The organism is Ignavibacteriales bacterium (assembly GCA_015709675.1).
Classification (GTDB): domain Bacteria; phylum Bacteroidota; class Ignavibacteria; order Ignavibacteriales; family Ignavibacteriaceae; genus H2-BAC3.
In genome coordinates, this window is sequence record CP054182.1 from 2516139 (window position 1) to 2540322 (window position 24184).

At 43.9% G+C, this 24184-nt stretch carries 19 protein-coding genes and 1 tRNA gene; 10 read left to right on the forward strand and 10 right to left on the reverse strand.

All coding sequences use genetic code 11. From position 1 onward, the window contains the following. The first annotated feature begins 9 nt into the window (after positions 1–9). The 6 genes from HRU80_09460 to HRU80_09485 are packed head-to-tail and all read left to right on the forward strand — an operon-like array spanning position 10 to position 7730. Positions 10–1185, forward strand: coding sequence for a hybrid sensor histidine kinase/response regulator (locus HRU80_09460; protein QOJ29098.1), 1176 nt, complete (start codon positions 10–12; stop codon positions 1183–1185). 26 nt (positions 1186–1211) lie between these two features. After that, positions 1212–1583 (forward strand): response regulator, encoded by a 372-nt coding sequence (locus HRU80_09465; GenBank protein ID QOJ29099.1) that lies wholly within the window; start codon positions 1212–1214, stop codon positions 1581–1583. Continuing rightward, entirely contained in the window at positions 1580–3301 is a 1722-nt protein-coding gene (locus HRU80_09470) for a response regulator (GenBank protein QOJ29100.1), read from the forward strand. Before HRU80_09465 ends, HRU80_09470 begins: the two co-directional genes overlap by 4 nt. Next, positions 3302–3673, forward strand: a complete 372-nt coding sequence (locus tag HRU80_09475; GenBank protein QOJ29101.1) for a DUF1987 domain-containing protein — start codon at positions 3302–3304, stop codon at positions 3671–3673. A 14-nt stretch (positions 3674–3687) separates the two neighbouring features. Beyond that, positions 3688–3945, forward strand: coding sequence for a hypothetical protein (locus HRU80_09480; protein QOJ29102.1), 258 nt, complete (start codon positions 3688–3690; stop codon positions 3943–3945). 2 nt (positions 3946–3947) lie between these two features. Continuing rightward, positions 3948–7730: an AAA family ATPase gene (locus tag HRU80_09485; GenBank protein ID QOJ29103.1), complete on the forward strand. Its 3783-nt coding sequence runs from the start codon at positions 3948–3950 to the stop codon at positions 7728–7730. A 31-nt stretch (positions 7731–7761) separates the two neighbouring features. Here HRU80_09485 and HRU80_09490 read toward each other — a convergent pair whose 3' ends face one another. Both HRU80_09490 and HRU80_09495 read right to left on the reverse strand, forming a co-directional pair. Continuing rightward, positions 7762–8301 (reverse strand): T9SS type A sorting domain-containing protein, encoded by a 540-nt coding sequence (locus HRU80_09490; protein QOJ29104.1) that lies wholly within the window; start codon positions 8299–8301, stop codon positions 7762–7764. A gap of 5 nt (positions 8302–8306) precedes the next feature. After that, positions 8307–10091, reverse strand: a complete 1785-nt coding sequence (locus HRU80_09495; GenBank protein QOJ29105.1) for a hypothetical protein — start codon at positions 10089–10091, stop codon at positions 8307–8309. 205 nt (positions 10092–10296) lie between these two features. Between HRU80_09495 and HRU80_09500 the strand changes: the two genes are divergently transcribed. After that, positions 10297–10914, forward strand: a complete 618-nt coding sequence (locus tag HRU80_09500) for a DUF47 family protein (GenBank protein ID QOJ29106.1) — start codon at positions 10297–10299, stop codon at positions 10912–10914. A gap of 30 nt (positions 10915–10944) precedes the next feature. Beyond that, a complete protein-coding gene (locus tag HRU80_09505) occupies positions 10945–11928 on the forward strand; it encodes an inorganic phosphate transporter (GenBank protein ID QOJ29107.1) in 984 nt (327 codons plus the stop codon). Between the two features lie 195 nt (positions 11929–12123). On the opposite strand, the gene HRU80_09510 is transcribed toward HRU80_09505, so the two are convergent. The 6 genes from HRU80_09510 to HRU80_09535 all read right to left on the reverse strand — a co-directional run bounded on the left by HRU80_09510 (position 12124) and on the right by HRU80_09535 (position 18438). After that, on the reverse strand, positions 12124–12378 hold the full coding sequence (locus tag HRU80_09510; protein QOJ29108.1) for a GIY-YIG nuclease family protein: 255 nt from the start codon (positions 12376–12378) through the stop codon (positions 12124–12126). 40 nt (positions 12379–12418) lie between these two features. Next, positions 12419–12492, reverse strand: a tRNA-Ile gene (locus HRU80_09515). A gap of 483 nt (positions 12493–12975) precedes the next feature. Further along, positions 12976–13425 carry a hypothetical protein gene (locus tag HRU80_09520; protein ID QOJ29109.1) on the reverse strand — a complete coding sequence of 150 codons (450 nt, stop codon included), beginning with the start codon at positions 13423–13425 and terminating at the stop codon, positions 12976–12978. 106 nt (positions 13426–13531) lie between these two features. Continuing rightward, on the reverse strand, positions 13532–14662 hold the full coding sequence (locus HRU80_09525) for a T9SS type A sorting domain-containing protein (GenBank protein QOJ29110.1): 1131 nt from the start codon (positions 14660–14662) through the stop codon (positions 13532–13534). A gap of 4 nt (positions 14663–14666) precedes the next feature. Beyond that, a complete protein-coding gene (locus HRU80_09530) occupies positions 14667–15473 on the reverse strand; it encodes an alpha/beta fold hydrolase (protein ID QOJ29111.1) in 807 nt (268 codons plus the stop codon). A 4-nt stretch (positions 15474–15477) separates the two neighbouring features. Then, complete coding sequence (locus HRU80_09535) at positions 15478–18438, reverse strand: hypothetical protein (GenBank protein ID QOJ29112.1); 2961 nt, start codon at positions 18436–18438, stop codon at positions 15478–15480. Between the two features lie 224 nt (positions 18439–18662). Here HRU80_09535 and HRU80_09540 point away from each other — a divergent pair, with 224 nt between their 5' ends. Continuing rightward, complete coding sequence (locus HRU80_09540) at positions 18663–19163, forward strand: tetratricopeptide repeat protein (protein QOJ29113.1); 501 nt, start codon at positions 18663–18665, stop codon at positions 19161–19163. Beyond that, on the forward strand, positions 19163–20071 hold the full coding sequence (locus HRU80_09545) for a DUF58 domain-containing protein (protein QOJ29114.1): 909 nt from the start codon (positions 19163–19165) through the stop codon (positions 20069–20071). The genes HRU80_09540 and HRU80_09545 overlap by 1 nt, the downstream gene beginning before the upstream one ends. Positions 20072–20099: 28 nt before the next feature. Here HRU80_09545 and HRU80_09550 read toward each other — a convergent pair whose 3' ends face one another. Further along, positions 20100–21101 carry a PorV/PorQ family protein gene (locus HRU80_09550; protein QOJ29115.1) on the reverse strand — a complete coding sequence of 334 codons (1002 nt, stop codon included), beginning with the start codon at positions 21099–21101 and terminating at the stop codon, positions 20100–20102. Positions 21102–21148: 47 nt separating this feature from the next. After that, a complete protein-coding gene (locus HRU80_09555; GenBank protein ID QOJ29116.1) occupies positions 21149–24184 on the reverse strand; it encodes a hypothetical protein in 3036 nt (1011 codons plus the stop codon).

The following is a 24184-nucleotide window of genomic DNA, read 5'->3' on the forward strand; positions in this document are numbered from 1 at the left end:
GTCATTACCATGAACAATCGATCCAAGAAACCGACAATACTGATAGTGGATGATGTCCCTGAGAATATAGCAATACTCGGTGAGATTTTATCTGACTACCGCCTGAAAATTGCGACAGGCGGGCATAAGGCAATTGAGTTAGCTACTGAAGAAATTGATTTGATTCTGCTTGATATTGTGATGCCTGACATGGATGGTTTTGATGTCATCAAACGATTGAAAGCAAATCCGGTTACCAGTGAAATACCTGTAATATTTCTATCTGTAATGTCTAAGCCTGAAGAGAAAGTTAAAGGATTCCGTCTTGGCGCGGTTGATTACATCACTAAACCCTTTGATGCTGATGAAATAAAATTCAGAATTGCCGCACACATCAGTTCCAGTGCTTATCAGCGGCTTCTCCTGAACATGAATGAAGAACTTGAACATCAGGTAAAACAGAGAACTCATGAACTGCTTCTTGAAAAACAGCGTGCTGAACAGGCAAGCCGTCTGAAATCAAGTTTTATGGCTCTTATAAGCCATGAATTAAGGACACCTATGACCGGGATTCTTGGATCACTTGAAGTTTTACTTGCAGAGATTACCAATCCGGAACATCTGCTGTTTTTGAATGCGGTAAAAAAATCTGCAACGCGGCTTCACGAGACACTAGATTCCATTGTAAGCTTTTCTAATCTTGAAGCTTCAAGAATGTCACCTAATTACTCAAGATTCAGCTATAGAGAAAGAATTCAGGGAATTGTCCAGCAATTTATTCCGCTCATACAGCAGAAAAAACTTGAGTTATATATTGGTGAGAGTGAAGATAATTATCCCGGTTATGCAGATCCGGTAATGTTTGATTTAATATTCAATAATCTTATCAGTAATGCTGTCAAGTACAGCAAAAGCGGTAAGATTAGTATAGTATTCATGCTTTCAGAATATCTTGGACACATTTCCGATGTTATTATTGTTATGGACAACGGAATAGGGATACCGGCAGAAAAAAAGAAGACCGTATTTGAAGAATTCAGACAGGCAGATGAAGGACTGAACCGGGCGTTTGAGGGTGTTGGCCTCGGTTTATCACTGACAAAGCGGCTGGTTGAATTGCACAGAGGCAAAATAACACTGGAAGATAATCCCGAAGGAGGTTCAGTTTTTTCTGTATTCCTGCCCCGGGCAGCCGAAGAAATATAATATCTATTAATTAACACGATCTGGACATGTCCGCAAAAACAATATTAATCGTTGATGATGCACCTGAGAATATTTCCATTCTCGCTGAAATACTTTCTGGGTATGATATTAAAGTTGCTACTAACGGCGCAAAAGCACTTCAGATTGCGGAAAAGTTTCCTAACCTTGATTTGATTCTCCTGGATATCATTATGCCGAACATGAGCGGATTTGAGGTTGCAGAAAAATTAAAAGCCAATCCGCTAACAGCCCGGATTCCGATCATTTTTGTCACAGGTCAGTCTGATTCTGCAAGTTTTATCAGAGGATTTGAAGTTGGCGCGGAAGAATATATTATTAAACCATTTGATGCGGATGAAATCATTAACCTGGTGACACAAAAACTTACTGGCAAATGAATAAAAGTAACAGCACTATACTTATAGTTGACGATGCCCCGGAAAATATAACGATTCTGGGAGAGGTATTGCAGGGGTATAAAAAGCTTGTTGCTCTTAATGGTGAAAAAGCTCTTCAGATAATTCAGACAAAAAAGCCTGACTTAATTCTGCTTGATATTGTGATGCCGGGAATGGATGGTTTTGAAGTGTGCAGAAGACTGAAAGAGGACCCGGAGACAAAAGATATACCTGTTATTTTTATTACGGGTCAGACGGATATTTCCGATGAAACCAGAGGATTGGATCTTGGAGCAGTGGATTTTATTCCGAAACCGATCTCAGCCCCTGTTGTGCTCGCGCGGGTTAATAACCATCTTGAACTTTCAATAAACAGACGTCAGCTTGCAGAACAGAACAAGAAGCTTGAACAGCACAATAAATTCATTACCGACAGTATTAATTACGCAAAGCGCATTCAGCAGGCAATACTTCCGGCCAAAACTATTTTCGAAAAACTGTTTGCCGAAAGTTTTCTGATATTCAGACCGAAAGACATTGTTTCGGGAGATTTTTACTGGGCCGGCGAAGTTCACGGAGAGAAAATTGTTGTGGTAGTTGACTGTACGGGGCACGGTGTGCCGGGTGCATTCATGTCCATGATTGGTAACACCCTGCTTAATGATATTGTTCTGGTGAAGGGTATCACCAGTCCCGGCAAAATACTTCATGCCCTTGATGAGGGAATTATTCATGAACTCAATAAAGATACCCATGCAGAAACTTTTGACGGAATGGATGCAGCAGTATGCAAATTTGCAGCTGGTAAAAATGAAGTGATATTCGCCGGGGCCTACAGGCCAATGTATGTGGTTGAAGGTGAAGAACTGACTGAGTTTAAGGGGGATAAAAAATCTCTGGGTGATGTGAGGAAATCACTTACGTTTACTGAACACAGGGTTCCCTATACTGGAAATACCTGTTTTTATGTATTCACGGATGGTATAACCGATCAAAATAATAATGAGAATATTAAGTTTGGTTCCGGGAATCTGAAACGTGTTCTTGTGCAGCTGCAGCATGAGCCGCTTATCAGGCAGAAAGAAAAAATCATTGAAATTTTGATGAATCACATGGGAGAGGAAAGTCAGCGGGACGATATAACATTTGTCGGCTTGCGGCCAGGCAGTTATAACCAATCCGGTAAAAAAAGCAGAATACGGCTTGAGCACGATACCATGGGAAATCTTCTGCTGATTGACTATCAGGGAATCTGCGATCATGAACTGATAGAAGAGTTTACCGATATACTTGAGGCAGAAGTTTCTGAAAAACTTCCGCTGCCACTTTATAAAATACTGCTTTTCAGTACAAATGAGATGATTCAGAATATCGGATTTTATTCAGCAGAACGGCTTGATGAGCGGCGGAACAGCGGTATTGGCAGTTTTTCCGTTGAGTTCAGTAATTCTGCATTCCTGATTACAACACGGAATAAGATTGATATCTCTAAATATATGATGATAAAAACAAAGATTGATGAATTTAATAATTTATCAGCTGAAGAGTTAAAGGCAGTATATAAGCAGAAGGTAAGATCAGCATCGGATGCTGAAAGCAAGGGGGGCGGTATTGGCATTATTGAAGTGCTGAGGAAAACCAAAAGTAAAATTACGGCTGATTTAGAGGCGGATACAAGTACAATGATATTACAGTTACAAATCAAACGAGGTGAATAAATGGAAAATCTGATTATATACAAAACCAAAAGCACACTGGCAGTTAATTTTGATGCAAGGACGGGTATTCTTGAATTATCCGGCTCATCTTATCCTGAGAATACGAGTGAATTCTTTCAGCCGCTGATAACATGGATTCAGAATTATTTTCTGCAGGTTACAAAACCGCTGACCCTGAATCTTAAAATTGATTATCTTAATTCAAGTTCCATTAAATTTCTGAGTGATATTATAAATAAACTGCAGCATTACTATAAGAGCGGCGGTGAGGTTGAGATCAACTGGTATTACAAGGAAGATGATGAGGATATGAAAGAAATGGGTGAGGAAATTAAAGAAGATGTAGCATTTAAATTCAATCTTATTGTATAATAAGGAAAAATTCCATGGCATTCGACTCTGAAAAACTTGATGAAAGTGAAAAACCGTTCATTGAACATTTTGAAATGATTGAGAAGGCAAAAGCGGTTTCTTCATCTATTCCAAACGATATTCGAAAGCTTATTGTTGAATATATGAAGCTGACTGAATCTTATGAAAAATTATTAAAAACAACCATCCGGATATCCAAAATGGGTGACAAGGCCCAGAAAAAGCTCATTAAGTATAAAGAGCTAATGGATACTCTCAGAAATATAGAATAACAATGGAAGAGCGTTCAGTTCAGTCCTCCCGGCTGCAGGAGGCATTCGAACATCTGTGGAAAGGAAGATTCCGCCTTGCCTTTTCGCTATCGGAACAGATAAAGGATGAACTTCCGGATAATGCAGACGCGGCTATCTGTTATGCATGGGCTTCACTGGAAAACGGAGATCCTTACACAGCCCAAAAATATCTTGACAGGTCGCGTAACTGCTCAGCACAAGGCACTCTTACGCAAATGTACCGGGGATATGTGCAGATGCGTCTCAGCAGTTTCGAAGCTGCTATCTATGATTTCAACATGACGGAAGGGAAGCAGAAAGAACTGCTTGCCTGGACCTATCTGAACAAAGCGAAGTCGCTGGCAAGCATCGGAGAGATTGACAGGGCAATGAGTTTTTATGAACTCGGGCTGATTATTGACAATAACGCAAACCCTGCATGGAAATCTCTCAGAAAGTATTTCAGTGCTATTCAGAAGTGCATAAGGGAAGGGGATAAATCCAATCCGGCTGATTATTACCAGATAACAGAGGATGCACTCAGACAAAAAGAATACTGGTGCTCGCTCTTTTTATCAAACAAACTAGCTGGCAAAGAAGGAACCGCTAAGAAAGAGTTTCAGCTGATTCAGCTTGAATCAATGCTGAAAATGAATCAGCTTTCAGTGCTTGAAAATAAAATAGAGGAATATGAATCAGAATTAGGGAATGAAGAGAAATTCCTGGCACTTACCTTTGCGCTCAATAAAATTAAAGAGAAGCAACTATCAGAAGTTAAAACTGTAATACCTCAAAAAGAGGAAAATTTTTCTGATCCGCTGGAGATATATCACACTCCCGAAGCAATCGTAGAGAAAGTTCTTCTTTTTAATGCCTCTGAGGACAGGGATAATAAACAGTCGAAAAATCTTCTTGAATTTGATTTTAATAAAATGCCTGAAATAGGTATCCAGATTTTTCTGAAGAATCCGAACTATAGAAAAGCAGATTCTGAATTCAACTGTTTCTATGCATGGTTTCAGGATGAAGATATCATTGAACAGTCTTCAGTGACAGCAAAGATTCCTGCTGACTGGGAACAATATACACTTCCTGAGACAATACGGCTTTCAGACAACCATCTCTGGAAGAAGGGGAATGCGCGCTTTGAATTCTTTATTAATCGAAAGAAAGTACTAAGCCGAAGCTTCAGTCTGGGTAATTCAGAAGTACCCGTCCCTGAAAAGAAGCAGGAAAAAAATACTTCAGCTGAGACAACAGTCACTTTCGAAGAGGTTTTTGAAGAACTGAACAGTATCATAGGACTTGGCAGTGTTAAGGAAAGCGTCAGGGCACTGGTTGATTATCTGGAAGTTGTGAAGGAGCGAAAAGAGCTTGGCCTTAAGGCACAGGAAAATATTAGTGTTCATGCAACATTTCTCGGCAATCCGGGAACCGGCAAAACAACCGTAGCCCGGCTGATGGGAAAAATATATAAAAGCATGGGGTTGCTGAGCAAGGGTGAGGTGATTGAAGTTGACCGGTCATCGCTTGTCGGGCAATATGTAGGTGAGACGGCACAAAAAACAGATAAGATTATAGAAGATGCTCTCGGAAATGTCCTATTTATTGATGAAGCTTATACTCTGGTCAAAAAAGGGCAGAGTAATGATTTTGGACAAGAGGCCATTGATATACTTCTAAAAAGAATGGAAGATAAAAAAGGGGAGTTCTTCGTAATTGCGGCAGGATATCCGGATGAGATGAATGACTTTCTTGAGGCAAATCCTGGTTTGAAATCCCGTTTCACGCATCATTTCATGTTTGAAGACTATACACCTGACGAGATGATGCAGATATTCAGGAAAATGATAGCTGATGAAGATTACCGGATTACTGAAGAAGCAGAGACCGATTTACAAAAAGCGTTTACCAGACTCTACCGCTCAAGAGATAAAAATTTTGGCAATGCCAGAACGGTGCGGAAGGTTTTTGAAGATGCTAAAATGCAGGTAAGCCGCCGGTATTTAAAACTGACGAAGATAGACAGAACCAAAGAAAAGCTCACTACTATCAGCAGTGAAGACATTCTTGAAATATTTTCTGCAGGATCTGCAAAAAAGAGTTATCAGGCTCCGTTAAATGAAGAACAGCTTTCTGAAGCAATGACTGAACTGAACCGCCTGACGGGACTTTCATCAGTTAAGCGTGATGTGGCTGAGATGATAAAACTTGCGAAGTTTTACAGGGAGTCAGGTGAGGATCTGGGGAATAAATTTTCTTCACATATTTTATTTCTCGGGAATCCAGGCACGGGAAAAACAACCGTTGCCCGCATCATCAGCAAAATATATTCAGCGCTTGGTATTCTTCCGGCAGGGCAGTTAATTGAGACAGACAGGCAGGGGATGGTTGCGGTTCATGTAGGGGAAACTGCCCAGAAAACCACTTCTCTTATCAATAAATCCATGGGAGGAACTCTCTTTATTGATGAAGCATATACACTTGTAAAGAAAGGAAGCAGCGGAGATTTTGGGCAGGAGGCCATTGATGTGCTGCTTAAAAGGATGGAGGATGACAGGGGTAAGTTTATCGTAATAGCCGCGGGATATACGGAAGAGATGAAATCATTTTTGGAAAGCAACCCGGGGTTAAAATCCCGTTTTACGAGAATTTTCACTTTTGAAGATTATACAACTCAGGAGATGATGGAAATTTTTGACCGTATGTGTAAATCCTCCAGAGTGAAACTGAATGATGAAGCAAGAACAATGCTTGCTAATCATTTTAATGAATTATACAGAAGCAGAGATAAAAACTTTGGCAATGCACGCCTGGTCAGGAACACCTTTGACCAGGTAATACGGGAGATGAATTTGCGTCTCAGTGAGATGGATGTGACATTACTGACAGATGAAGCTAAATCCTCCATTCTTCCGGAAGATATTAAAACAGTTCTGCCTCAGACGGCTAAACCCTCAACAGGTGCTGTTGAAGGTGATCCTGTTAAACTGATGAAGCTTATAGATGATCTACATTCACTTACTGGTCTTGAATCAGTGAAAGCGGAAGTGGATAAACTGATTAATAGTCTGAAGATAGCAAAGGTCAGAAAGGAAAGAGGACTGCAGGTAATACAAAAACCATTGCATTCTGTTTTCCTTGGCAATCCCGGTACAGGTAAAACCACAGTTGCCCGGCTCATGAGCAGTATATTCAAAGAACTTGGCATTATTGAGAGAGGGCAGCTTATTGAGGTTGACCGTGCACAACTGGTTGCCGGTTATTCCGGACAGACCGCACTCAAAACAGATGAGGTAATTACGAAAGCTCTCGGCGGAACTCTCTTTATTGATGAGGCATATACGCTTGCAAGAGGAGGAAGCGACTTTGGCCAGGAGGCAATAGACGTCCTGCTGAAGCGGATGGAAGATTACAAAGGGCAGTTTATTGTAATCGCAGCCGGATATACCAATGAGATGCAGGCCTTTATGGATTCAAATCCTGGTCTTACATCGCGGTTTACAAATGTTTTCACTTTTGAAGATTACAAACCTGAGCAGCTGCTGAGTATGACCGAAATCATGGCACATTCAAGCGGTTACCGTTTCAGTGAAGAAGGAAGAAACGCACTCTTCCAGAAACTTACATTTATTTATACCTCACGAGATAAGAATTTCGGAAATGGCAGAACCGCCAGAAATCTTTTGATGGACATTATAACCCGCCAGGAAAACAGGATAGCAGGCATTCTGAATCCTTCTGACGAGCAGCTTCAGCTTCTTACTGAGGCAGATATCGCATAAAAAAAGCCCGGTCAAAGCCGGGCTTTATATACTATTTAAGAAGAGTCAGTTTTCTCACTGAAACAAATTTACCTGCTTCAAGACGGTAAATATAAATACCAGATGAAAGAGAAGCTGCGTTAAACTGTACAGCATAATTTCCGCTGTGCTGATATTCATTCACCAATGTTCTGATCTCATTTCCCAGTATATCAAAAATCTTTAACCGTACAGTAACGGGGGAGGATATACTGTATCTGATGGTGGTGACGGGATTGAACGGATTCGGGAAATTCTGATACAATGCCATGGTTGTTGGTACTTCCATATCAGAAAGAGAGCCCGTGAGAATACCAAGTCCGTTAATAGTACCGACTAATAACGTATTGGAATTTCCGGTGCTCACACCCGAAAGGAATTCACCCATGGCGCCGCGTATCTGATATCCCGGAGATGAACTTTCAATAAAGAAATTTCTCCAGCCGGCCCACTTGAGAGAAAATCCGGTGGTACTGTCTGAGCTACCTGCAAAAGCAAAACTGCTGCAGAGTATAAAAGTCATCAGAACAGAATACATTTTGGGGAGTGTCATGATTACTACTCCTCCTTAATAATGTAAAATACCTTCTGATCACCGAAGGATAATTTAGCGCCTGACTCTGTGGTCAGTTCAATTCTTTTCCAGCCGTCCGGGATGGTACTTCCGCTGAACATAAGGATTGTGCCAGTGGGCATTGCACTATTGCCTCCGCCAGGAGGATTATTACCCTGACCGCGAACTGAAATCCATTCGTAATCCAGAGGATTCGTTGACTCATCAGGTGAAGGTTTGTTATATGCGACTCCCATAAAGGCTTTTCCTCTCGGCTGATCGCTCATACCGGTGCCAAGCGAATCATCCGCGTACTTAATCCAGGTATATAAACTTGTACCGTTATTACCCTGAGGGCCTTGCGGACCCTGTGGTCCCTGCGGACCTTCAGGCCCTTGAGGACCAGTGTCACCTTTAAGGCCTCGTTCACCCTGCGGACCCTGTTCACCTTGAGGGCCTTGATTTCCTTGCGGACCCTGATCTCCTTGAGGACCTTGATTACCTTGCGGTCCCTGGTCTCCTTTTAACCCACGTTCACCTTGTGGACCTTGCGGGCCATCATTTCCACGCTCGCCCTGAAGTCCTCTTTCTCCCTGAGGCCCCCGTTCACCGGGAGGGCCTTGCTGGCCATCATTGCCAGGATTACCCTGCGGGCCGCGTTCTCCCTGAGGTCCCCGATCACCGGGAGGTCCCTGCTGGCCATCATTACCGCGCTCACCCTGAAGTCCTCGTTCTCCCTGAGGTCCCCGATCACCGGGAGGTCCTTGCTGGCCATCATTGCCAGGATTACCCTGCGGGCCGCGTTCGCCCTGAGGTCCCCGATCACCGGGAGGTCCTTGCTGACCATCATTACCCGGATTACCCTGCGGACCGCGTTCGCCCTGAGGTCCCCGTTCACCGGGAGGCCCCTGCTGACCATCATTACCAGGGTTACCCTGCGGTCCTTGCTGACCAGGAGGTCCCTGTTGTCCGGGAGGGCCTTGCTGACCATCATTACCAGGATTACCTTGCGGTCCTTGCTGACCGGGAGGCCCCTGTTGTCCGGGAGGTCCTTGCTGGCCGTCATTTCCCGGGTTGCCTTGCGGGCCTTGCGGACCGGGAGGGCCTTGCTGGCCGTCATTTCCTGGGTTGCCTTGCGGGCCTTGCGGACCAGGAGGGCCTTGCTGGCCATCATTACCTGGGTTACCTTGCGGTCCTTGAGGACCGGGAAGGCCTTGCTGGCCATCATTACCCGGGTTGCCTTGCGGACCTTGTGGCCCCTGAGGACCGGGATCACCTTGTAATCCGGGAGGTCCCTGAGGACCAGGAGGGCCTCTTAAACCTAGAGTATCGCCAGTCCATTGACCATTCTCATTGATTACGGTATTACCTCCAATTACAATTGTCCGGGGATTAATATCCCTGCCGGCAACATCATTAGCCTGCAAACTATTGAGAGCATAGGGGACTGCACTTATTGCCTGACGCGGGGTGAGTTCCGGATCATCTCCAACGGTAATACCCAGCCAAAGAGGCTGATCGAATATGAGGTTAAGAGGCGTTACTCCGCCTAATAACACTGAAAACAGTCCGTCCTGAATAAATACCTGCTGAGTCTCAGTCCAGACAGGGTTACCTCCGGAACCGTCATCATAAAGGGTAAAGGTAATTGGGTATGTACCGGTCGTTACAGCGTTTCCGTCGGCATCATTAAGTAATGCCTGGAAATTCAGCAGCCGGTTTTGGGAATAGAGATTACCTGCCAGCAGTACAAGCAAGACTGCATACAGCGGTATCCTGAAAATCCTCATAAAATCATCTCCTGAGTCTCTGCGCCACACGATTAACGCAGAAAATATGGGGTAAAAGCAAAGATTTAACTAATACAGTAAATAATATAGTATTTTAGATAATTAAATCAAGTATAATGGATCACACCATTTTTTTATGGTTTACCGGGTTTGTATGCAGTAATTGAGTAAATTAATTTGTCGAAAAAAAGGAGTTTCCGGGTATATGCTAAAATCGTTACTACCCAAGGAAGAAAAGTATTTTGAGGATTTCAGGGAGATAATCTCTTACACTCAGCAAGGTGCCAAGATCACTCTGGAATTCTTCGCTGCGGAGACCTATGACCCCGCCATTTATCTCAAACTAAAGCCAATACAGAACCGCTGTGAAGAAGTTTCCTCAAAAGTGGTGAAGAGGCTTAATAAGACATTTATCACTCCTTTTGACAGGGAAGATATTTTTGCTCTGGTGAAACGGCTGAACGCAATTGGTGATAATCTTTTCGGAGCGGCGGTGAGAGTTGATACTTATAATGTTACCGGCCGGATCGAAGGGGCATCGGAACTGGCAAACATTGTTCTGATGCAGATAAATGAATTAGACGGAGTTCTTCAGGATCTGAGCAACCGTCATGAGAACATTGATGAATGCAAGGCAGTAAGGGATTTGGAAAGCGAAGCTGACAATGTTTACCGCCGGGAACTTAAGAAATTGTTCCAGACAGAAACCGACCCTCTCACCATTTTTAAGAAAAAAGAAATCCTTGATATCCTTGAGAACGCGGCTGATAAGTGCCAGTCAGCAGCAAATGTGATTACGCAGATACTCATCAAGAACTCATAATCAGGTATATCCCGGATACGGCGGAAAACATTGGAATACAGTTATATACTCCTCTTTGTTATTTTTCTCGCGCTCGCGTTTGATTTCATTAACGGATTTCATGACGCGGCAAATTCCATCGCCACAGTTGTTTCGACCAAAGTACTTTCTCCAAGATTTGCCGTTGGATGGGCCGCATTCTTTAATTTTATTGCATTTGTCGCGTTCGGACTGCATGTGGCAACCACTATCGGCAAAGGGCTGATCATCCAGGATGTTGTTGACCTCTCGGTTGTGACTGCAGGGCTTATTTCCGCGATAATCTGGAATCTTCTTACCTGGTGGCTTGGAATTCCATCCAGTTCATCTCACACTCTTGTCGGCGGCCTTGCCGGTGCGGCAATTGCTAAGGCTGGATTTGCGGCAGTATATATGAGTTCGGTTCTAACCATTACTCTTTTTATTTTCCTTGCCCCGATAATTGGAATTATTGCGTCAATGCTGCTGAGCATAGCCACACTGCATATATGCAAAAATGCAGCTCCGTTTAAGGTTGACAAATATTTCAGACGGCTGCAGCTGCTGTCTTCAGCGGCTTATAGTCTGGGGCATGGCTCCAATGATGCGCAGAAAATGATGGGAGTGATATTTCTCGCACTCGTTTCCACCGGGCACCTTCAGCAGACGGATGAAATACCATTGTGGGTGGTATTGTCCTGTCATGGGGCAATTGCACTGGGAACTATGTCAGGCGGATGGCGGATAGTAAAAACGATGGGGCAGAAGATTACCAAACTGAGGCCGTTCGAAGGATTCAGTGCAGAAACAGCCGGTGCGATAACGCTGTTCGGAACGGCACTTGCAGGAATACCTGTCAGCACAACACACACAATCACAGGATGTATTATAGGATCGGGAGCTATTAAAAGACTCTCAGCGGTTCGCTGGAAAGTGACACTGAACCTGCTTTGGGCATGGATACTTACCATACCGGTTTCAGCACTGCTGGGGGCGATAATATACAAACTAATATAGAATAGTGAAGTACAAATTATAAAAACAGGGGTTTTGAAAATCTAATAGCTCACCATCGCTGCTGCCCCAGATGCCATTATTGTCTCTAATTTTTCTCCAACCTGCTTTAAATAAAAATGTAATTATTGTAAAATTTGGTATATGATGGGCTCAGAAGGACTTGAACCTCCGACCCGTCCCGAGTATCGGCCCCGACTAGTCGGGGTAACTTTGGGGGGTAAGGTATTCAATCGCTTTTTTTGAGTTTTTCATTTTTTTAAGCTGGAGTTCCAGGGTCATGGCTTCGGATCTGGAATTGCACTGGCGAGTGATTACATATTCCCAAGGTCCCAGATTTCGGGTACTTTTAACCAAATTCTTGTTATGCATTTCTATCCGGTACTCAAGACTATTCGTCTGACCGATGTAATGGCGATTATCTTTATTTTTGATGATATAAACGTAATACATAAAATAAGAAAGCCGTTACAAGTGTAACGGCTTTTTAATGTGGGCTCAGAAGGACTTGAACCTCCGACCCGCTGATTATGAGTCAGCTGCTCTAACCAACTGAGCTATGAGCCCAAACAAACTTTTTTTCAAACTCCGACCCGTCCCGATGTATCGGGACTGCCCAAAACCAACTGAGCTATGAGCCCAAACAAACTTTTTTTCAAACTCCGACCCGTCCCGATGAATCGGGACTGCCCAAAACCAACTGAGCTATGAGCCCAAACAAACTTTCTTTATACTCCGACCCGTCCCGATGTATCGGGACTGCCCAAAACCAACTGAGCTATGAGCCCAAACAAACTTTTTTTATACTCCGACCCGTCCCGATGTGTCGGGACTGCCCAAACCAACTGAGCTATGAGCCCAAACAAACTTTTTCTGTAACTCAGACCCGTCCCGATGTGTCGGGACTGCCCAAAACCAACTGAGCTATGAGCCCAAACAAACTTTTCTAAACTCCGACCCGTCCCGATGTGTCGGGACTGCACAAAACCAACTGAGCTATGAGCCCGAGTCTGAAAAATTTCAGAGCAACAAATATAGTAAATCGGGGATTTATTTGAAATTCCTGGCGACGAAATCGCGGTATTTATTTCCCTTTTTTGTTTCGTCGTATTCATCTTCCGAGTTTGCCGGTTCTGTGGCATGAAATGCCCGCATCGGCGGACGCTGCATTTGAGCCTGCTCCTCGTAGGCATGGGGATGCGGCTGCTCATAGTAATATCCCTGAGGCGGCGGAGGTGCCGGATCATACATCATCTGAGGTGCCTGAGGGGGAGGCGCCTGCTGCTGATAATAGGGGATCTGCATCGGGGCTTGCGTGATTATGGGCATTTGGGTTAAATGGGACTGTAGTGTCTGCCGGTTGGCAGCTTCGTTCTGTTTAACTCTCCGTTTGCGGAAGAAATTCAGGGTCTTTTCGGTAAGATGCCATGACAATGCGGCGATTCCCATCAGAAGGAATATGAAAAGCAGGAGCTGGTTAATTCCGTTTAACAATGTCATGAATAATCCAATTACTATTGACTAAATATAAGTAATAGTTTGGTTCTGTAATATGATGAAAGTTGACCAGAACCGGCAGACGAATCAGAGGCGGGGCGACTATGGACTATTTGAGATAAACAAGTTTCCTGACGCTTTTTGAGTCGCCTCCTGATACCGAAAGGTAATAAACCCCGCTGACCGCTGAGAGTGTACTAAAGTCTAAAACCACTCTCTCCCGGTCTCCGGATGAAACTGTCTGGATAAATGAGGTGAGCAGGTCGCCTGCGGGTGAATATAATGAGACCTTTACTTCACCGGCTGAAGGAGCATGAAGATAAAAAGATGTCATACTGTTAAAGGGATTCGGGAAAACTTCTGATATCCTGAATATTTCAGGCTGATACAGTGAGCCCGCAGAAGCAGGGGTAGTTGCATTCTTCCATGCTGTATATATGAGGGAACTAAGCCGGTCAGATGCATTGGAAAAGAGTTGGTTTGTGAACCCTGCTGAATACTCCCATAGTTTCTGATAATACTGATTGCTTGATGTGCTGCCTGATATGGCTTTTGCCTGAGCATCCGCGTACAGGACAGAATCTACATAACGGTAGTTTTCATAAATAAAACTGAAGGTATATTCTTTCACATCAGGAATATATTCCGCGGAAGTAGTATTGTAAACGATTGAGGAGATATACCGGTTAATCATTGTTGACTCATAACGGGAATGTACTCCTGACTGACCAGTTAATTGCCCGTTATAGTTTTTAGTCAGATGCAGCGGCATATGTCCGTCACCGACATAGTGGCCAAGATCGGAAGCAAGAAGCATAGCCCGGTGAAGATCATTTCTGCGGAATGCTGCAGTGAGTGAATCCATGGTTATTAAAATTGTCCAGGGAAGCGTTCCCTGATCAATAACAAAACTCTGTCCGTAGATTGCCACAACTGAATCATAATCATGGGGAATACGACCTGAGCTAACAAACGTCGGATAGTTATCAATATCTATATAGTGTTTGGGTCCTTCATTGGGATCATCGCTTTTTCGGTAATCTGCATCGGATGCATGGGCGGATAGGGAATCAGCCCAGCCGGTCAGGTAGTTCATGGTTGCAGGGAAACACTCGGCTGACTTTTTATTAATGGTGCGGTGTCCGGTATTGCCCCATCCCTGAAGCAGCAGGAGTAATAATAAATAGATAAATACTGGTTTATATTTCGCGAACTTTAAGAGAGAAGGCCTTATGGTCATTCAATTATTTTTCTTTGTTATCGTATGATGTGAACTGCCGGCTGAAAAAAAGAAAATGGTAGGGGATGCTTTCTTTCCAGTACTGCCAGGTATGTCCCCCCGGACGGCTGATGAATTGGATATCAAATTTTTTCTGCTTAGCGAGATTATAAAACTCCCTGTTTACTTCATAGGCAAAATCTTCTGTGCCGCAGTCAATAATTATTTTATTTATAAATGCAGAGGATACAACTAATTTTCCCATTGGTGAATATACATAGTATCGTTCACCGTAATCTTTGTATTGACCAAGCACTTTTTCAAGACCCCACCGGTTGGGGAAATGGGTGAGGTCGAGGACTCCGCTGGTGCTTCCTGCTGCTTTAATTTTATCCGGGTAATGAAGAAGAAGTGATAATGCTCCGAAACCTCCCATACTTAATCCTGAAACAAATACATTTTTTGAATCTATATTAAATGTATTGATCATTAAAGGAAGAAGTTCGTTTATGAAGTAACTCTGATACTGTATATTTTCGCGCACGGGACTGTTGATATACCATGAGTCATAAAAACCAGAAGGGGAGATGATATAACACAAATACTGGTCAGCAAGCTGCTGCAGATCAGTAATTTTATCCCACTGCCGGAAATCACCGGACCAGCCATGCAGAAGAAAAACAGCGGGGAGTTTTTCATTTTCAAATTCTTTATCCGGCATGGTGACCAGAATAGTATCAGCGTAGGGGATTCTGCCAGACTCCATTATAATGGTCTGCTGTATGCTGAAGGCATTGCAGATAAGCAGCGATATAAATAAGAGTAATTTCATTGTGCTAATTTATTAAAAGGATGTCATACACAAAGTCATCAGAATCCTTTGATCTTCCGCCTCCACTCCATTCTTCAGCTTTCTTGCCAACGGCACGGAATTCACCGGTGCCTGCTCCGCCATGGTCATCCTGCCCGCCTGAAAGCAGAGTGATCTTGCTTTTAGCAGTGATGACACCTATTAAACGCTTTGGGACTGAAAATGAAATGGTTTTCTCAGAAACACTGCCAAGCGGATTTGCGATATCTTCCGGTTTGGGCATATACGCAGCCAGTACTTTGCCTTTTGCATCGCGGACTTCATATCCGCCTCCTACAATAACCGATCTGCTGTATTTGCGGTCAGAAGGCACAGTATATTTGCTGTTTATGGGGGAGAGAGCTGATTTGTCATACCCCTCGCCGTCAATCAGCAGAGTAAGCAGAGTAAGCTGATAACCATATTCCCGATGCCATCCGGGATTGTGCAGATTAGCCATCTTTACCGTGAAGTGGTACAGTGAATCGCTCTCAGTTATGTTCAACGATTCAATATCAAGAATTCCGGCAGGGAAATTCGGATTAAGCGGGTACTGATATTTTTCATCTTTCAGTTTGTCATTAGCGTTGATCAGCGGTTTGGCTGATTTGTTATCTGCCTTAACGACATGATGAGGAATGAGTTCATAATCGGGACCACGGAGTGATTTCAGCCCGGCAACAATCTGCGGCTGTGCAAAGCGGAAACGGGAATAGAACGACTGATTTTCCTGCGGGTCAGCATAAAAATCATTCGTGACGGAAATATTGCTTCCGTTCCTGAATACATTCATGTTGGCATTGGTTCTTGCGTAGGAGGGAACCTCAAGGGTGAGGATATCATCCTGCTGTATATCAGTTTTAATCTGGAAATTTGAACCTGCATAATTGATTAATGCGATGCCGATATCAATCAGCGAGTCTATTTTTTCACCGCGGACGGTTATACGGCACTGCGACTGATTATAATCATAGAGAAATGAAAGGGTATTTCCCTTAAACTGCTTTTTGAACTCAACTTTTGTCAGCTTTTTCGGCAGTGAGGGGAGAAGATATACGGCATTGCCCGGTGCATCAGGATGCCAGCCGAGGAAGTCATCATTGATATTGCGTATATACTCAGCCAGACTCCATGCCTGCGACCAGGTTCCTGAAAGCCGCGGTTCTTTTTCTCCATTACGGGGCATTGCGTCGGAAAGTTCAGCAAGAGTTCCTACACCCCATCTATGAAGAATCTGATGGGTCTGCTCTTCGATAAGCACCCAGGCGGAATCTGCGAAACCGTGAGATACCATAGCGGAAACAGCCGGGCCTGAGGTCCACTGCCAGATGATGCCGTTATGATAGGCAGCATCCTTGACATAGTATGGCGGATTCTGATGATATGGATGAAAATTCTCATCCTTCCATGAAAGTGAGAGCACACCGCGTGGGGAAATGATTTCCGGTGCAGAGTTGAGAATGATTTCCATACGCTTGCGGTAGTCTGAGATCAAACCGGATGCGTTTAATACCGGGTAGATATTCGGCCGCATTTGCAGATCAGGTGATCCGTCCGCGTTCAGGTGGTCATATATACGCTTGCCGGCTTCATCGTAAAAGAACTTTTCGAAATTAAGAACCAGTTTCTGCTTCTGGATAGCAGCGCGGAGAGCCGTGATGGTATCCTGAGTCATGTAGGAAATCTTCTCGGTTATATCAAGCTGCTGGTACCAGAGCGCCTGAATATCATTTGCACGGTTGCCGCGGGGGGACCATGGTCCCTGCGGACCTTTCGCATCCATCCAGGTGTCAGCATCATCGTGAGTGATGAAGCCGTTTATATCAGTAAAGTTTGCCAGACTTGCTTCAAACGCGGTCTTGATATTTCCTGCAATCTGTTTCAGGAAATCCTCATCACCGCTTGCCTTATAATAATTGTATGCCTGAATAACCCAGCGCGGAGTTCCGTCCGCAGTGTTATATATTACTTCATTCAGGGTAATCCGGTTCGGAATCCTGCCGTAGAATCGGTCGCTTTTATCAAGATTCTGATATTTGGCGAATGAGAGGAGTATATTGCGGGCATCCTTCAGGTTGCCGGGGAGAATTGCCGCACCGGGGAGTGAGATGAAGGTATCGCGTCCCCAATAGTTGTTAAACCAGGGGAGCCCGGCAAAGATACCTTTTAACTGCTGTTCGGTAACTAAAGCATCCGCGGAGGCAATTGCCCAGAGATATGCCTGATCAAAATTCTTGTCATTGGTTTTTATTTCATTTGCCTGAAGCAGCGCTTCGATCCGGTTCTTCTTCGTTACAATCCTTTGTTCGATATTCGCGAAAACAGCTTCACTCTGGTCATTTTCAGAAGCAAAAAAGAGTACTTTTGTTTCTGTGCCTTTTCCCGTGAACTTCACGATCAGGTCTTGTCCGGAGACAGCGGCTGAGGCAATTTTTCTGTTGCTTCTAATATATAGCGTGTAACCAGGCACCTTGCTGGTTAAAGAGAGGGCGAGATAGCCGTTTTTCAGGGTGAAATCCTTCAGCCCGAGATTGAGAATGGTCATGGAATTCACCTCCCCGCTGGAAAGAAGGGCGAAGACTGCATCAAGGGAGTCGGGCATGGCAATCATTTCGATCACCGAGCCATAATCACGGGTCAGGTCATAGGGGGTAACTGTTGAAACTGCTTTCTTCCGGTCAAAAACCTGCTCATTCTCCCCGAAGTAGAAATCATTAAAAACTCTCTGCTCACGGAAAGTCCATCCATGCCAGCCGTCTGTATAAAGGGAATTAGTTTCGCCGCTCAACTGGCTGAAGCGTTTGTTGGTGAAGGAATACAACCGGGAGGTATCCTTTATCGTGAGGGCAATTTTATCCGCCAGCGGCTTTTGGCTTTCAGATGCACATCCGGGGAAAATGAAAATTATTACGATAAAGAGGGTTCTGAGCAGACTGGTAATTCTCATGGTAAACAATAATTATATCTATAATATGTTTCGGGTAAATTCGCGCAAAGTTTCATCCAAATGTAAGAAAAAGAGGGGAGAGGAGGCAGTGGAATCGGCTTACACCATTTGACATTCAGGGGGCAGAAACCGTGAAGATCAGGGGCAGAATACCGCTAAATACCTTGCCGGAAAAGCTGTTATTCAATAGTTTAGGGCTGATTTTTACAAAAATTCGGAAGAACATGAAATCCCTTTTTATCACACTATTTGTTTCGCTGCTCTTTATAACCGGCTGCTCAAAGAAAAATGCCGCCACCTACATGGACGAAGCCAAAAATCTCCTTAAGGAGAACAAATACAAAGAAGCGGTGCTGCTTTATGAGGAACTTACCAAAGAATATCCCGAGGCCCCTCTGGCGGCTGAAGCATTTTTTGAAATGGCAAAATTGTATCAGGCAAAACTGGTGCCAGGGGTAACTGATATTGATGCTTATCAGAAAGCCATCACTTCATACACTTCAGTATATGAAAAGTATCCGGACAGCAAGGAAGCTCCGCTGGCACTTTTTATGACCGGATTTATTCTTGCGAACGAAATGAAACAGTATCCGGCAGCAAAGCAGGCATTCGAGAAATTCATCGCCCAGTACCCGGATCATGAGATGCTTTCCTCAGCTCAGTCAGAACTGGAGAATATGGGCAAATCACCGGAAGAACTGCTTAATCAGGTAACCCAGCCCTGATGAAACAGGAGGGAATTGATTATAAAAAATTCCTTAATCCTGAAACGGTACTCAAACTTGCTTCGCTTGAAGTAAGGGCAAGATTTATTGTAGAAGGGTTTCTTCTCGGGCTGCACAAGAGTCCCTATCATGGCTTTTCCATTGAGTTCAGCCAGCACCGGCCGTATATGCAGGGGGATTCGCTGAAGGATGTGGACTGGAAAGTGTTCGGTAAAACCGACCGTTATTTTGTTAAGCAGTATGAGGAAGAAACCAATCTGCGCTGCAATATCCTGCTGGATATAAGCGCGTCAATGGAATATAAACAGGGGAGCACCGTCCGGAAAATTGATTACGCAGCCACACTTGCCGCGGCTCTTGCATATCTGATGATCAAGCAGAAAGATGCCGCCGGGCTGGTTCTCTATTCAGATGTGATCCATAAGTATCTGCCTCCGCGCGCAGCGGAGATATATCTTAAAGAAATACTTTTAACCCTCAGCAAAATTCCCAAAGCAGAAAAAACTGATACCGCCGGCTCACTGAAACTGGTTGCAGAAAAGATTCACCGGCGCGGTCTTATCATTATTATATCCGACCTTTTTGATGAGCCGGCATCACTGCTGAAGACCTTCAGGGAACTTCGCTCAACAGGCAATGAAGTGGTAGTGTTTCATACACTTGACCCCTTCGAACGGAATTTCAATTTTGACAGTGACTCTCTTTTTGTTGATCTTGAATCAGGGGATGAGATGACGGTTCAGCCGCATCAGCTTAAAAAATCATACCGCGAAGCACTCGCCCGATATACCACAGAAATTAAAACAGGATGCCAGCAGGCGGGCATTGACTATAACCTGCTTGATACCTCAGTGCCTTTTGACAAAGCATTATATACCTATCTTCAAAAACGCAGCAGGATGAAATAATCACTTTTTTAGTTACGGTTCATTTTTCTCAGAATCCAAGCTGCACGGTGATGATACTCTGGGATGAAAAGTAACGAGCACTGCGGTATGCGTAGTCAACCTTCATATCAAACAGATAATTAAGATGCACCCCCGCACCAAATGCAGGGCCGTATATATTACGGTCTTCATCACTTCCGCTGTTCAGAAACGCATACCCTGCCCTCAGAAAAAACTGATTATTATAACTGAATTCCGTTCCAAGGCGAATCTCACTTTCAGTATAGCTGCTTCCGGAATATAAACCGCTGACGCGCACTCCATAGTTCTCAAACTGCACGGTTTTATAAGTAACACCAAGTTCTGTGATTAAAGGCAGCTCATCTTCGTTTGTGGAGATTTTTACGATGCGAGGGCCGCGTGTCCCGACAGTATCCCGCGCGGTAATGAGCAGATCAGAGCCGTCAAACTGCATTGCAGGACCGAAATTCTTTACTACTCCCGCAACGGAAAGTCCGGGAACCGAACCAACATTTTTATAGAGAAAACCAATATCAAAGGAAACGCCGGTGGCTTCGGCTGCTTTTATTTTTTCATAGATCAGGTTCACAGAGCCGCCGAGTGAAAGGTTATTTCCAATGGTATTAGAATATCCGAGACTGTTAACCACGAGGGAAGGGCTGAAAAAATTGCCGGTTCCGTAGGGCATATCAATAGTGGTTTCAGGGATGTCACCAACCTCCAGAGATTTTACGCTGAAAACCATACTGCCATAATTGCCAAAATTGGCGGCAACGGAGGTGTAAGAAAGCCCCATATCAGCAATCAGCCGCATATAGGAAAACATTCCTGTTATGGTTGCAAAATCACCATGCACACCGGCCGGATTATAAAAAAAGGAATTAATTCCCTCATTTGCAGCAATATCAGCATTTGCCATGCCGTAAAGAGATGCTGATACAGGAAGAAGCAGATGCTCAGCAGCGGATGTTCCGTTCTGTGCAAAAAGGGGAACAGCAAAGAACATGAATGAAAGAAACAGCTTTTTCATACGGGTCTCCTATGAATTAAACAGTTTAAATATAATAAAAATTTCAATTAAAACTCCTTCTCCGGAATAACCGCCAGTTTGAGGACTTTAGAACCGATGCCGGGCATATCAACATGGGCGATATATATACCACCCGCCACTCTTTGCCCCTGCTCATTGGTCAGGTTCCAGTCAAGATACTGGTTATACAGATCATCATGCCGGAGTGTGGTAACTAATCTTCCAGCCACAGTATATATCCTGATAACCGCCTGCTCCGGCAGACCGGTAAAGCGCATCACTCTGCCCAGCCCCCACTCCGCCCGGTTGGAGGCAATATACGGGTTCGGATAAACACTAATCTCTCCGGTTTTCTGCTGTGCCGTGGTCTTATCACTAAAGTCAGCAGCTTTCAGCTCAATGGTAAACTGATCTCCCTCCATCAGTTGTTTATAGGTATCTATCCTGATAACCGTACCCTCCGGAGGAAGACTGCCTCTTAGGGTAATCTCACCAAAGAGAATATCACTTTTGCTAAGCACCCCTGAGGAAGAAGCCAATGGCTCAGCATAGATGCCATCGGGTTCAAGAAAACAGTAGAACCTCTCCCAGTCCTTAGTGCTGTTGCGCTGAGTCCAGAGAGTATCTCTCGGGGTAATGTTATCATAAATCTTAATCTTCAGCCGTTTCCCCCTGGTAACATCCCACACCTCAAAGGGGACTCTGCCTTTTGCCAGGGGGTCATTGCTCAGCAGAAACTCCAGCCCGCCAGAGTAACCGGAAGAATAATACTGACTACCCTGAGCGGTGAAACGAATCTCATAGTCACTCTTGCCAATGTTGTTATACAAATCAATCAACTGGATATTATTACTGCGCAGCTCCCACCCACCCAAAGCAGCAGCCCCGGTGTTCACAATGGAATCTCTCTGCCCTGAGGGGGAAAGAGAGTAAATCTGAGAGATACCAAAAGGTCTCTGCTCAGGAGGGAGGCGGTTCATCTGTGTTCTGTCAGGGTCATTAACCAGAACCATCCACCCCTGCTGAATGGATTTCTTAAGAGTGTCAGCAGAAAAATCAGCAGAGGAGCTTAGCACCAGTTCATTGGTAGTGGTGTTGGTAACAGAGTAATAGACAGAGTCCTTAGGGTTACCGGAGAAGGTGATATGGTAAATGCCGTCCTTAACGCTTGCCGGGTCAATAATTTTGAAAGAAACCTGGGCATTGTTTGAAGAACCCAGAGTCTGCACTGCCTGGAGAGATTCTCCCTGAGAGTAAGGAGATGAAAAATCAATCTTCTTTCTTCCTGGAAAGACGGTATATACCTTAACCGGGCTTTCGGTAAAGGAGGGGGAGGAGAAGGGGTTATGAGAATAAGCAGTAACCCCGAAGTAATAGGGGAGCCCGGGGATGAGGTTACCGCCTGAGAAGATATCCTTAGTGACAGAGGTATATCTTCTGATACCGTTATCCTTACCGATAATAACAGGAGCTTTAACGGCCAGACCGTTGGCGATAATGTTATCTTCAATAACGGTAACCCCGTTAACCAGATCAAACAGGGCAATTTCTCTTGGTTCAGAGCCGAGTGAGTCAGCAAACTGCCAGACGCGGTAACCTTCGAATGAGTAGGTAGTATCGTTCAGGTTCTGCCCGGTAATCATAAAATCCTCAATATCATAACTCTCAGCGGAGTCATTCCACCAGAGAGTAACTTTTCCTTCTTCTTCATAAATTTTAACCTCCGGAGAAGCAGGAGCAGGGGGAGTGAGGAAGTTATTTTCGTAGGCACGTTTAAGGAGTTTAGCTCTTTGCCGTAACAACTCAAGACTATTCATATTATCAGTACCCTGTGCAGCAATAACCGCAAGAACAATATGAATGGTATCTGAAGGGTTGAAGGTTACGGGACCGAGGGAGTATCTAAAAGTTGAACCGATTGACCAATTTTCAATTCCTTGAGCTATACCTTGTTTGGCAAGCCATCCTTCATTTAGTTCTGGGTATCCAGTAAAAAGATGGCGTGTTTTTTTGCCAGTTATTGGATTTATAATAGGAGAACCGTTATCAAACAATCCTCTGGACATATTATAGTATTGCGTGGCAGGTTTGATACCATAAAATGAAAAATAATTTGTGTCATATACAAGCGGCATAGTAAAAGAATATAGCCCTAATTCAGTACTCGCATCCGAATTTATTTTAGAAGAGAGCACTAATAGCCCCCCCGCCGGTGGAGGAGTGCCGTAAAGATAGTGACGATTAGTTTTATTATAACCATACATAAGGTTCAGCAGAGTATCAACGCCGCAAAAGGGTTTGTTTATTGAATCATCTCTTGAATAAGTTAAAAAATGACCGGCTGATAATATAAAGCAAGAATCCAGAGGAGAAGAATCTTTATTAATATATTTTAAATCAATAATTGCTACATTATTCAGAAAATTAGAACGGTTAAAAGCATATACAAGTGTGTGCTGCTCAATTTTTAACGAAGCATCACCATAAAACAAATCGGGGAAAGGGAAAAAGGTTGAATCTGCAAAATTAGAAACATGCCAAAGTTGTTCATCACCATAATATTTTGGAAGGTCCAGGTTTCTTGTAAAAACTCCGTCATTATTCCTGTCCTCCCATGGGGCTCCAAATTCAACTGGCCACTCATTATAGTCAAGTTCAAATTGATCACGGATGGTTCCAAAAGGAAATTTTTCCCAGTTTTTTCTGACTTTATATATTCTGAATCTTGTGTCATCTGGCTTTTCACTAATAAGTTCAACCGGACCTGGTTTAAGAAATTTTCTTAATGCATATCGTGGCATAACAAAATTATTGTTGAGATTCCCAACCCACATCGTAGCATGATATCCGCTGAATAATTTATTTGCATATTCACCAGAGGGCCAAAACAACCCACCTCTATCTCCATAGTTTTTATCTGGTGCAAGAAACTGATTACCATCATTGCTTATCCATAGCTTGAACTGATTGATGCTGAGATAATTGAAGTGGTGACCATAAGAATTATATTCACCGCCCGGCTGTGATAGCAAGGCGGTGTTAAAGAATGTTAAAAGAAAAATTGCCTTAAGAGGTTTCAACAT